This is a genomic window from Arcobacter sp. YIC-80 (assembly GCF_044841725.1).
Taxonomy (GTDB): domain Bacteria; phylum Campylobacterota; class Campylobacteria; order Campylobacterales; family Arcobacteraceae; genus Arcobacter_B.
Genome location: NZ_JBJBSI010000004.1, coordinates 13556 through 25934, shown reverse-complemented (window position 1 = coordinate 25934; position 12379 = coordinate 13556). Strand labels below are relative to the sequence as shown.

The 12379-nt window shown below is 30.2% G+C and carries 9 protein-coding genes; 1 reads left to right on the top strand and 8 read right to left on the bottom strand.

The window, feature by feature from the left end; all coding sequences use genetic code 11:
* Position 1: 1 nt before the first annotated feature.
* Positions 2-2803: a nitrate reductase catalytic subunit NapA gene (gene napA, locus ACH5BK_RS07140; protein ID WP_404305876.1), complete on the bottom strand. Its 2802-nt coding sequence runs from the start codon at positions 2801-2803 to the stop codon at positions 2-4.
* A gap of 192 nt (positions 2804-2995) precedes the next feature.
* On the opposite strand from napA, the gene ACH5BK_RS07135 reads away from it, so the two are divergent.
* Positions 2996-3622, top strand: a complete 627-nt coding sequence (locus ACH5BK_RS07135; protein ID WP_404305874.1) for a LysE family translocator — start codon at positions 2996-2998, stop codon at positions 3620-3622.
* Between the two features lie 13 nt (positions 3623-3635).
* Here the strand turns inward: ACH5BK_RS07135 and ACH5BK_RS07130 are convergent, their stop codons facing one another.
* From ACH5BK_RS07130 to cobA, 7 genes are all read right to left on the bottom strand, one after another.
* Positions 3636-5876 carry a methyl-accepting chemotaxis protein gene (locus tag ACH5BK_RS07130; protein ID WP_404305872.1) on the bottom strand — a complete coding sequence of 747 codons (2241 nt, stop codon included), beginning with the start codon at positions 5874-5876 and terminating at the stop codon, positions 3636-3638.
* Positions 5877-5888: 12 nt separating this feature from the next.
* Positions 5889-7247 carry an L-serine ammonia-lyase gene (locus ACH5BK_RS07125; protein WP_404305870.1) on the bottom strand — a complete coding sequence of 453 codons (1359 nt, stop codon included), beginning with the start codon at positions 7245-7247 and terminating at the stop codon, positions 5889-5891.
* Position 7248: 1 nt separating this feature from the next.
* Positions 7249-7977, bottom strand: a complete 729-nt coding sequence (locus ACH5BK_RS07120) for an amino acid ABC transporter ATP-binding protein (protein WP_404306246.1) — start codon at positions 7975-7977, stop codon at positions 7249-7251.
* A 35-nt stretch (positions 7978-8012) separates the two neighbouring features.
* Entirely contained in the window at positions 8013-9092 is a 1080-nt protein-coding gene (locus ACH5BK_RS07115; RefSeq protein WP_404305868.1) for an amino acid ABC transporter permease, read from the bottom strand.
* Positions 9092-10276 (bottom strand): amino acid ABC transporter permease, encoded by a 1185-nt coding sequence (locus ACH5BK_RS07110; RefSeq protein ID WP_404305866.1) that lies wholly within the window; start codon positions 10274-10276, stop codon positions 9092-9094. Before ACH5BK_RS07110 ends, ACH5BK_RS07115 begins: the two co-directional genes overlap by 1 nt.
* A 76-nt stretch (positions 10277-10352) precedes the next feature.
* Positions 10353-11369, bottom strand: a complete 1017-nt coding sequence (locus tag ACH5BK_RS07105) for an amino acid ABC transporter substrate-binding protein (RefSeq protein ID WP_404305864.1) — start codon at positions 11367-11369, stop codon at positions 10353-10355.
* A 265-nt stretch (positions 11370-11634) separates the two neighbouring features.
* Positions 11635-12366 carry a uroporphyrinogen-III C-methyltransferase gene (gene cobA / locus ACH5BK_RS07100; RefSeq protein ID WP_404305862.1) on the bottom strand — a complete coding sequence of 244 codons (732 nt, stop codon included), beginning with the start codon at positions 12364-12366 and terminating at the stop codon, positions 11635-11637.
* Between the last annotated feature and the right edge of the window lie 13 nt (positions 12367-12379).

Here is a 12379-nt window from a genome sequence, read left to right as displayed (position 1 = left end):
TTTATGCTTTATAAATTTTTACCGCACATTTTTTAAAGTCTGTTTGTTTTGATTGTGGACAAGTATAGTCAGCACAAACTTTATTGATAAACACTTTTTCATCAAACCAAGGAACAAACACAAGTCCTTTAGAAGGTCTATTTCTTCCTCTTGTTTCAACTCTAGCTTTTACTTTTCCTCTTCTTGATTCAACCCAACATAAACCACCTTGTTTTACACCATACTTTTTAGCATCTTCTGGATGCATATAACATAATGCCTCTGGAACTGCTCTGTATAATTCAGGTACTCTCATAGTCATAGTACCACTATGCCAGTGCTCTAAAACTCTACCTGTACTTAACCATACTGGATATTCAGTATCTGGCATTTCTGGTGCATCCATATAAGGTCGAGCAAAGATTTTTGCTTTATTTTTAAGTGATGTTTTATTTTTATCTGTAACACCTTTTAAATCACCTTTTGGTAAGGCTTTTGCTAATTTACCATAGAAGGCAAAATCACTATTTGGATTTGCTTTTTTTGCATAAGGATCGTATTTTGTATTAAATCTCCATTGTGTTTCTTTTCCATCAACAACTGGCCATTTAAGTCCTCTTACTCTGTGGTAAGTATCAAAGTCAGCTAAATCGTGTGCATGACCTCTACCAAATTCCGCGTATTCTTCAAATAGATATTTTTGAATAAAGAATCCATAACCTTTCCATGGTTTTCCATCAGATCCAATTACATTTCTTGAATCTCCGAACCCATCAGTGTTGTCATATCCTGCTTGAATTTCATCATCATGAGATAATTTATAAGATTTTGCTTTATCATTAGCAAATAAAATATCATACATAGTTGTATTTTCATCATATCCCATTTTAGTAGCTTCAGCTCTTACATCTGCTAATTTTTTACCATTTCTAAGAGTATATTCACCCCATAAATCTTTTACTGTAAATCTTTTTGAAAGTTCAACCCATTGCCATGTATCAGACATTGCATCACCTACTGGTAGTACTTGTTGTCTCCAGTGTTGAGTTCTTCTTTCCGCATTTCCATAAGCTCCCCATTTTTCATAGATCATTGCAGATGGTAAGATAAGGTCAGATACTTTTGCTGAAATACCAGGGTATCCATCAGAAGTTACAATAAAGTTATCCATTTGTCTTGCTGCTTTAATCCAGTGAGATGCACTTGCTGTATCTTGGTAAGGATTACATACATTTACCCATGCAAACTTAACAACACCATCTTCAATATCTCTATGGATTTTCATAATATGTTGATTTCCAACAGGATTTAATGTACCTTTTGGAATTTTCCAAGCATTCTCAGTAATTTTTCTATGCTTAGGATTTTTTACCATCATATCTGCTGGTAATCTATGTGCAAATGTTCCTACCTCTCTTGCTGTACCACAAGCTGATGGTTGACCAGTAAGTGAGAATGCACCAGAACCTGGTTTAGCTTGTTTATTTAATAAGAAGTGAACATTATATGCTAAAGTATTTACCCAAGTACCTCTTGTATGTTGGTTCATACCCATAGTCCAGAAAGATACTACTTTTCTATTTTTTTCAATATATAAGTTTGCTAACTCTTTGATTTTCTTCATAAATACTTCATCAGATTCATCAGGATTACCTTTTGAAACTTGAGTTGTATATTCAGCTGTATATGGTTCTAAGAATTTTTTATACTCTTCAAAAGAAATTTCCCAGTGTTTTAAGCCAGCAGGTTTATTTACCATTTTATCTCCAGCTTTATAACCATAAGGTTTAAGTGCAGGAGCTTCATCTTCTGAAACGATTTTTGACATTTCTTTAGAAATAGTTTCCATCTCTTTATCTGTATATTTACCTTCTTTGATTGATTTTTCATCAGATCTTCTCATACCATAACCCATGTTTACAGGAGAAGCAGCAAATACAATATGTTCTTTTACAAAATCCCAATCAATAGCTTCTGGGTGATTATAAACAATCTCTCTTGCAATATAGTTCCATAAAGCTAAATCTGAATTTGGTTTAAAGATAATTTCAATATCCGCTAAGTCAGAAGTTCTATGTCTATAAGTAGATAAGTTTACAACTTTTACTTTTTTAGGATCAGATAGTTTTCTATCTGTAACTCTTGACCATAAAATAGGGTGCATTTCTGCCATGTTTGAACCCCAAGTTACAACTGTATCAGTTAATTCAATATCGTCATAACATCCAGATGGTTCATCAATACCAAATGTTTGGTAGAAACCAACAACAGCAGAAGCCATACAGTGTCTAGCATTTGGATCAATAGCATTAGATCTAAATCCAGCTTTCATCATTTTTTGTGCTGCATAACCTTCTTGAACAGTGTATTGACCAGAAGCAAATACCCCAACACCCTCAGGACCTTTTTCTTTTAAAGCTTTTCTGATGTGAACTTCCATTTCATCAAATGCTCTTTTCCAAGAAACAGGAGCGAAATTTCCATTTTTATCAAACTCACCTTTTGAATTAACTCTTAATAAAGGTTGTTTTAATCTATCAGCACCATACATGATTTTTGCATTGAAATAACCTTTAATACAATTAAGACCTCTATTAACAGGAGCTGCAGGATCCCCTTTTACTGCAACAATTTTACCATTTTTTGTTGCAAGCATAATACCACAACCAGTACCACAGAATCTACAAGCTGCCTTGTCCCATCTCCAACCACCTTGAGCTGCATTTGCCTTTGCTTGCAGTTCATTAGGTACACTCATACCAATAGCTGCTGCTGCAGATGCAGCTGCTGAGCTTTTTAGGAAATCTCTTCTTGAAAGCGACATAACTTCTCCTTTAAATATTTAAGTTTTGTAAAATGATTGTAACAATATTGATAACTAAAGCAATTGACCCATGTCAATTTATTTAAGTTTTAATTAAGATAAAAATTGTCCTATTTACTTAAGTGTTCCCAAAATTCAATGGCTATTTAGTACTTTTTATATATAATATTATTTTTATGTAAAGGGTTTTTCGTGGATTTTGTTAACTTATCTTTATTAGCTGTATTTATTCCTACTTTTTTTGTTGTTTCTATTACACCTGGTATGTGTATGACTTTAGCTCTTAGTATGGGAATGAGTATAGGCTTGAAAAATACACTTTATATGATGTATGGAGAATTAGTTGGAGTTGGTTTAGTTGCTACATCTTCTGTTATTGGAGTAGCTACTATTATGCTTAAGTATCCAACAATTTTTTTAATACTTAAATATGGTGGGGGAGCATATCTGTTTTATCTTGGTATTCAAATGTGGCTTTCTCGTGGAAAAATGGCTATTAATCTTGATGAATGTAAATATAGTATTTCAAAGAAAAATTTAATGATGCAAGGTTTTATAACAGCAATTGCTAATCCAAAAGGCTGGGCATTTTTTATAGCACTTCTTCCTCCTTTTATTGATCAAAATTTACCTATGGGAACACAATTAACAGTTTTGATTTTTATGATTTTACTATTAGAGTTTTCTTGCTTAATTATTTATGCTACAGGTGGTAAGACTCTACGTAAGTTATTACAAAATAGTTCAAATGTAAGATTAATAAATAAAATTGCAGGTAGTATGATGATGGGAATAGGGGTTTGGTTAGCTTTTGGCTAATTCCCCTAAAAGTCTATTTTTTACCTTTAAATTCACTTTTATTTACATTTTCAACAACAGCACTAGCAATATCTTCTGTTAATCTAGAAATGCTATTTGTCTCTTCTGCTACTTGTGCGTTTTCTTGTGTAAATCTATCTAGTTTATTTATTGTATCACTAATATGAAGCATTACTTTTGTTTGTTCTTGTGCTGCATTTGCAACATCAGTAATAATATGATTTGTTTCATTTATTTTACTTTCTAATGACTCAAATCCATTAATCATATTAGAGCTAATATCTTTTCCTTCTTTAGCTTGAATAGTAGCATCTTCAACTAGTTGTTTAATTTGCTTTGCTGCTTCTGCACTTCTTGAAGCTAGGTTTCTTACTTCTTGTGCAACTACTGCAAAACCTTTACCAGCTTCACCAGCTGTTGCTGCTTCTACTGCTGCGTTTAGTGATAAAATATTTGTTTGGAAGGCAATTTGGTCAATTACACTAATTGACTCATTAATTGTTTGAACTTTTTCATTTATTTCATCCATAGCATGAACTGTTTTATTTGCTAAGTTTTTACCTGTTGATGAAGATTTTTTTGTTGTTGAAGATAAGTCAAACATATTTTGTGCTTTGTTGCTTGTTTGATTAATATTTTCAGTAACTTGCGTAATAGATGCAGCTACTTCTTCTAGTGATGCTGCTTGATTAGTTGCATTTGTACTTAATGTATTTACATTTGATGATAATTGTGTTGAACTGTTTTTTAACTTTAGACCATCATTTTGATTATCTACTAACATTTTAGTAATAATCTCATTCATATTAAAAATTTCTTTTCCAATTTTTCCAGTATTGCTTGTATTTAAAGATTCTGTAAAATCTCTTTTTGAGTATAGTTCTAGGACTCTACTTAGTTCATTTATATCTTTACCTACAAATGTTTCTAATTTATCAAGCATGTTATTGATTAAATCTTTTAATTCATTTAGTGAAGTATTATCACAAGTATTCTGTATTCGCTTATTTAAATGCCCATGGCTCACTTTACTTACTACAGTTTTTACATTTTCAATTAAATCATGGTCTTGTGATAAATGAATTTGGATGTCTTCAATATTTTTATTAATTACATTAGCCATTCTACCTATCTCATCTGTAGTATTAATATCAATTTTCTTAGCAGTTTTATTTGTTCTATTTAAATATTTAAAAAAGTCAATTAATCCATCTTGAAATTTTTCTAGAGGATTTGATATTACTTTTGTAATAAGTAAAAAAATCATTACTGAAAGAATAAGAGTTAAAATAATAGTAGCAATAATAAATATTTTTTGCACTTCCTGAGATATTTTTAAAAATTCATCTTCATATGAACCAGCAACAATTACCCAATCCCATTTATCATATGTTGTAAAGGCTGCTATTTTATTATTTACTGAGCCATTTTCATCATACTCATAATGAAGAACTCCATTTTTACTATTAATCATTTCTTTTATAAATTCATTTCCATTGGCATCTTTTAGTTTAAATATGTTTTTGCCTTCTAAGGATTTATGAAGAATAAGATTACCTTTTTTATCAAGAATATAAATATATCCACTATCTCCAATAAGAACTTTTTTAAGCTCTTTTTTTAGGGTTGTTAAACCTTTTGTAAAATCATATCCTATAAATAAAGCACCTATAATTTCATCATTTTTTATTATTGGTGAGTAAACTGACATATAAGTTTTCCCCGCAAAAGATTCAAGCCCAATAAATTTTTTCTTTTCATTTATATTTTTATATGTTTTTGAATCTTTTTTAATAGTATCAAGTAGAATTCTTTCGCCATTTTCATCTTTTAATGATGAGGTAATTCTCATATATTCATCACCATCTTTTACATATACAGCTGAAACAGCTCCTGTTAATTCTTCAAATCTATCAACTGGGTCAAAGTTTTTATTTAATCTTGCAAAACCATCAAATAAAGCAAGTGTTTCTACACCATTTATTTTAACTCTTTTTTCTCCTCTTTTTCTTAGATTTAAAAAAGATTTTTCAAATACATTAAAAAGTGTTAATGAGTTTTTTTCAAGAGTGTCATTATAAATTTGTGTTGTTTGTAGGTAGTTACCAACTTGTACTTGCAGGTTTTTTTCAAGGTCTGTAATTAGTTTACTATTGATATTTTTGATCATAAATACTGTAAATACTGTCATTAAAATAAGAATAGTTATTCCAATAAGAGTAGATATTTTTTTGTTTATAGTATTGTTTAACATAGGGTTACCTTTCTAACATTCAATATAGTTAACGGCTAAGCCGCCCATAGAAGTCTCTTTATATTTATTTTGCATATCTTTACCTGTGTCATGCATAGTTTTTATAACAGAATCTAGTGAAATATAATGTTTGCCATCTTCATTTATAGCCATTCTAGCTGCATTTACAGCTTTCATAGCAGCCATTGCATTTCGCTCAATACAAGGTATTTGAACTAATCCAGCTATTGGATCACAAGTAAGCCCTAAATTATGCTCCATCCCAATCTCAGCTGCATTTTCTATTTGATTATTATTTGCTCCTAAAAATGAAGCCATACCAGCTGCTGCCATAGAACAAGCTACTCCCACTTCTCCTTGACATCCAACATCAGCACCTGAAATTGAAGCATTTTTTTGATATAAAAGTCCAATAGCACCAGAAGTTAATAAAAAGTCAATTACTACTTCATCATTATTTTTATGATTTAAAAAATTTATTATATAGTGCAAAACAGCAGGAATAATTCCCGAAGCACCATTTGTAGGAGCAGTTACAACTCTACCTCCACAAGCATTTTGTTCATTTACAGCTAAGGCATATAGGTTTATCCAATCTACAATTGCTAGTGGATCATTGGGAACTTTAGCTTTTAATTTTTGATGAATATTGAAAGCACGTTTTGGAACATTAAGTCCACCTGGTAAAATACCATCACTACTAAGTCCTTTTGAAACAGACTCTTTCATAACATTCCAAATTTCAAGTAACTCTTTTTTTATATCTTCTTCATTTTTATAGACTTTTTCATTTTCCAATACAAGTTGTGCAATACTTAAATTATTTGTTTTTGCTTTCTCTAGTAACTCTTTTGCTGAAGAAAAATTATAAGGAAGAGTTCTTTCATCTTTTTTTTCATTGTGAATTTCATCTTCACTTATAACTTCTCCTCCTCCAATTGAATAATATATTTTAGAAAATAGTTCAGTTTTATTTCTATAAATACTTAGTTTTATTGCATTTGGATGAAAAGGAAGAGTCTTATTTTTATATAAAATTAAATCATCTTTAGGGGAGAAATTAATCTCTTTTTCATTTAATAGTTTTATTTTTAAAGAATTTTTAATTTCATTTATTTTTGTTTGAATTGTACTTGTGTTTACAGTTTTAGGTTCATTTCCCAATAGACCTAATAAAACAGCACTATCACTATGATGTCCAATTCCTGTAGCTCCTAATGAACCAAATAATTCTATTTTGATTCTGTCAAGATTTGAAAAGTGATTTTGCTTTTTTATCAATTCTATAAACCTTTTAGCAATAAGCATTGGTCCTACGGTGTGTGAACTTGAAGGCCCAACACCTATTTTAAAAAGGTTAAATATAGTCATTTTAGTGATCTAGTATTTGTTCTAAAAATAGTTTTAATCTATCTGATTGAGGATTATCAAAGAACTCATGAGGAGTGTTTTCCTCAACAATTTGTCCTGCATCCATAAAGATAACTCTGTCTGCCACTTTTTTCGCAAATCCCATTTCGTGAGTTACACAAACCATAGTAATCCCATCATTAGCAAGCTCTGTCATTACATCTAAAACTTCCCCAATCATTTCAGGATCAAGTGCTGCTGTTGGTTCATCAAATAACATAATATCTGGGTTTGAACACAAACATCTAGCAATAGCAACTCTTTGTTGTTGACCTCCTGATAATTGATTTGGATACTTATCAGCTTGATCTGCAATTTTAACTCTCTCTAAATAGTGCATTGCAGTTTTTATAGCTTCCTTTCTTGGCTTTTTAGCAACCCACGTTGGAGCTAAAATCAAGTTTTCTAAGATTGAGAGATGAGGGAAAAGGTTGAAATGTTGAAACACCATTCCAACGTGTGTTCTAATCTCTCTAATTCTTTTTACATCTTCTGTTAACTCTAAACCATTGATAATAATTTGACCTTCTTGGAAAGCTTCAAGTCTATTCATACATCTAATCGTTGTAGATTTACCTGAACCAGAAGGGCCACAAATAACTACTCTTTCACCTTTTTTTACATTTAAGTTAACATTTTTTAGTACGTGAAAATCCCCATACCATTTATTAACTTCTTTTAGTTGTATCATATATTCTACTTCACTCATTTTTTAATCCTATATTATTATCTATGATTTGTATTAAATCTATTTTCAATTGATTTAGCATATTTAGACATACTAAAACAAATAACCCAATATATCATCGTTACGAAAACATAACCTTCTGTTTCAAAACCTAACCAGTTAGTATCACTATTTGTAAGTGTTACCATCGCAAGAACATCAAATAATCCAATAATTAAGATAAGCGTAGTATCTTTGAATAATGAAATAAATGAACCAACAATATTTGGAATAGAAATTTTTAAGGCTTGTGGTAAGATAACTAATCCCATTTTTTTCCAATATGTTAAACCTAAAGCATCTGCTGCCTCATATTGTCCTTTTGGAATAGCTTGAAGACCACCTCTAATAACCTCTGCAATATAAGCAGCTTGGAATAAAGTAATACCAATTAAAGCTCTTAATAACTTATCAAAATCCATTCCCTCGGGGAAGAATAAAGGTAAAATAACAGAAGCCATAAATAAAATTGTAATTAAAGGAACACCTCTAATAAACTCAATATATATAATTGAAATTGTTCTAATTATTGGCATATTAGATTGTCTTCCTAAAGCAAATATAATACCAATAGGAAAAGAAGCAATAATACCAACAGAAGCCACGATAATAGTAAGTAATAAACCTCCCCATTTTTCAGTTTCAACTACTTCTAGACCAAAACCACCTGCAACTAAAATATAAGTAAATACAGGAAATGAAAGAATGATAAATGCTCTTACTTTAATATTATCAATCTTTTTAAAAGCAATTACATAAACAAGAAAAATAAATAAAGCTAAGTTTGGTCTCCAATATAACTCTTCTGGATAGAAACCATAAATAAATTGATTAAATTTCTCAAAAATAAAAATCCATCTTGCACCATCTTTTGTAATCTCTTCTTTTGTTCCACTCCAAGTAGCATCAAAAATCATCCAATCTAATAAAGGAGGAATAACAAGATAAAGAAAATAAAATGATATTAGTGTTAAAACTGTACTAAGAATAGAATTAAACAAATTCTCTTTTGCCCAGTGAATAACACCTTTTGTATTTGAAGGAGCAGGTCTTGCTTCTAGTTTTTCATAAATAGCCATTATCTCTCCTTTATTTGCATTTTTTTATTTGCATAGTTCATTAGCACTGAAATAAGAATACTTAGTGTTAAATAAACAGCCATTGTCATCAAGATAATCTCAATTGCTTGTCCTACTTGATTTAGTGATGTACCTGAGAAAATAGTTACTAATTCAGGATATCCAATAGCAGTTGCTAATGAGGAGTTTTTTACTAGATTTAGATACTGATTAATAACAGGAGGAATAATAACTCTTAATGCTTGTGGTAAAACAACTTTTTTTAAGATAACATAGTCTTTTAATCCTAAAGCATGAGCTGCTTCTTTTTGACCTTTTGGAACAGCTTCAATACCTGCTCTTACAGCTTCTGCTATATATGTAGCTGTGTAAATACTAAGTGCAAAGGCTAGGGCAAGTAGTTCTGGAATTAAAGTCCAACCACCTCTAAAGTTAAAACCTTTTAATTGTGCATATTCTAATGTAGCAGGTGTACCACTTAAGAAATAAACTAATATAGGTGCGCTTATTAAGATAGCTAAAGAAGTAGGAATCAAAGGAAACTCTTCTCCTGTTTCATCATGTCTTTTTTTGGCCCAATTTGATAGGAAAATGACAGCTATAATAGCTAAGATAAAAGCAATGATAACTGCAATAAAACCACTTTCTAAAATAGGTTTAGGAATATATAATCCACGATTATTAAAAAAAATAGAGTCAAAAAAAGAAATACTTTGTCTTGGGCTTGGTAGGGCTGCTAATACAACGTTATACCAAAAAAGAATTTGTAAAAGAATAGGGATGTTTCTAAATGTTTCAACATATACCATTGATAGTTTTGAAACCATCCAGTTTTTTGAAAGTCTACCAATTCCTACTAATAAACCAATTAAAGTTGCGAAGATAATACCAATAACAGAAACTAAAATAGTATTTAGTAAACCAACTATAAATACTTTTCCATGAGTATCTGATTCATCATAAGCGATTAATGATTGTAAGATTCCAAAACCAGCTTCACTGCTTAAAAAATCAAAACCAGTGTTAATTCCACGTTTTTCAATATTTATAAACATATTATTTAAAACAAAATATGTAAATATAAATATGGCTGCAAGTGCAACTACTTGATAAATAATGGCCCTATTCTCAGGATTATTATAAAATGCACTTGAAAGCATTGGGGGCTTATTTTTTTTATTCATTTTTATACCTTATAAATAAGGGGGATTATTCCCCCTTGATTTGATAGAAATTAATATTTTAAAATATTAGATAAAACTATCTGATTGGTGCTCCATATTGTAAACCACCATCAGTCCAAAGTTTATTTAAACCTCTATCAATTTTAAGTGGAGAGTTAGCCCCAACATTTCTTTCAAATGATTCTCCATAGTTTCCCACATTTTTTATTATATTGTATGCCCATTTTGCATCTAATCCTAAGTTTTCACCTGCTTTTCCTGATTCCCCTAAAATTCTTTTAATCCCTGGGTTTTTAGATTTTAACATTGAATCTACATTTGCTTGAGTTATTCCAAATTCTTCTGCATTAAGCATCGCAATATGAGTCCATTTTACAATATTAAACCATTTGTCATCGCCTTGCCTAACAACAGGACCTAACGGTTCTTTCGAAATAATTTCAGGAAGTACTTTTACAGTTGAAGGGTCTTTTACTTTTAAAACTAATCCATAAAGTTGAGAAGCATCAGATGTTACAACATCACATCTTCCAGATTTAAATCCTTCAATAGTTTGACCAGATGTATCATAAGTAATTGGTTTATAAGTCATTTTATTTGCTTTAAAGTAATCAGTTAAGTTAAGCTCTGTTGTAGTTCCAGCTTGAATACAAACAGTTGCTCCATCTAACTCTTTTGCTGAGTTTACACCAATATCTTTATTGATTAAAAAACCCTGCCCATCATAATAATTTACACCAGCAAAGTTAAGACCTAGGGATGTATCTCTTGTATTAGTCCAAGTAGTTGATCTAGATAATAAATCGATTTCACCACTTTGTAATGCTGTAAATCTTTCTTTTGCAGTTAAGGCAACATATTTGACTTTTGAAGCATCACCAAAAACAGCCGATGCAACAGCTTTACACATATCAACATCTAAACCTTTCCATTGTCCACTTGAATCAGTTGCAGAAAAACCAGCAATTCCTGTAGAAACACCACAATTTAAAACACCTTTTTTCTTAACAGAATCTAATGTATCTGCTGTAGAAACACTTGCTAATAAAGCTACAGTTGCTATGCTTAATGAAGCAGTTTTTAAAAATCTCATTTCTCATCCTTAAAGTTTTTTTGTAAATTCTAAATAACTTTTTGAAATTAATTGAATTTAACTTGTAATTCAGTATATTAGTTAAATATAGCATTTAGGTAGCAATAGTATATATAAAATAGACAATTTTGAATTTTTTTGAAACTTTTTTGAAATTAATAAGATATATAAAAATTATATAGAAATAAAATTGATTATAAAAAACTGTAAATGGAAATAAAGCTCTATTTTATGGGTTTTTGAGAATTTAGAAAAGAAAAATGGTTTAATTAAACCATTTTAATTCATTTCTTAAGTTTACTACTTCCCCTACAATTATAATAGCAGGGCTTTGGGCTTCTTTAGATTTTGAAACAATATCTTTTAATGTTCCAGTTATTACTTTTTGATTTTTAGTTGTACCATTTGAAATTATAGCAGATGGATAATCTTCTTTTTTTCCTACTTCTAAAAGTTTACTTACTATTAGTTCAATATTGTGTAAGCCCATTAGAAATACAATAGTTTCATCTTCTATAAAACTATCCCAATTTATTTTTGCAATATTATCACTACTTTTTCTATGACCTGTTACAACTCTAAAAGAAGGAGTGATACCTCTATGTGTAATAGGAATACCTGCATAAGCAGGAACAGAAATAGCTGAGGTTACTCCTGGAATAATTTCAAATTCTATATCTCTTTGTTTTAAATATAAGGCTTCTTCTCCACCTCTACCAAAAACAAAAGGATCACCACCTTTTAGTCTTACAACATTTTCATATTTTAAAGCATTTTTATAGATAAGTTCATTTATTTCATCTTGTGGAACTCTATGATTTCCTTTTTCTTTTCCCACAAAAATAAGTTTTACATCTTTTTTTGCTTCTTTTAATATTTCACTATTTGCTAATCTATCATATATAATAACATCTGCATTTTGTACAACTTTCAATGCTTTGATTGTCATAAGTTCTATATCTCCAGGACCTGCTCCTGTTAAATATACCTTTCCCATTTATTACCTTAAG

What these genes read in the sequence shown, in the direction of transcription:
- napA (WP_404305876.1), bottom strand. Translation starts at nt 2,803, where the DNA reads ATGTCGCTTTCAAGAAGAGATTTCCTAAAAAGCTCAGCAGCTGCATCT.
- ACH5BK_RS07130 (WP_404305872.1), bottom strand. Translation starts at nt 5,876, where the DNA reads ATGTTAAACAATACTATAAACAAAAAAATATCTACTCTTATTGGAATA.
- ACH5BK_RS07125 (WP_404305870.1), bottom strand. Translation starts at nt 7,247, where the DNA reads ATGACTATATTTAACCTTTTTAAAATAGGTGTTGGGCCTTCAAGTTCA.
- ACH5BK_RS07120 (WP_404306246.1), bottom strand. Translation starts at nt 7,977, where the DNA reads ATGATACAACTAAAAGAAGTTAATAAATGGTATGGGGATTTTCACGTA.
- ACH5BK_RS07115 (WP_404305868.1), bottom strand. Translation starts at nt 9,092, where the DNA reads ATGGCTATTTATGAAAAACTAGAAGCAAGACCTGCTCCTTCAAATACA.
- ACH5BK_RS07110 (WP_404305866.1), bottom strand. Translation starts at nt 10,276, where the DNA reads ATGAATAAAAAAAATAAGCCCCCAATGCTTTCAAGTGCATTTTATAAT.
- ACH5BK_RS07105 (WP_404305864.1), bottom strand. Translation starts at nt 11,369, where the DNA reads ATGAGATTTTTAAAAACTGCTTCATTAAGCATAGCAACTGTAGCTTTA.
- cobA (WP_404305862.1), bottom strand. Translation starts at nt 12,366, where the DNA reads ATGGGAAAGGTATATTTAACAGGAGCAGGTCCTGGAGATATAGAACTT.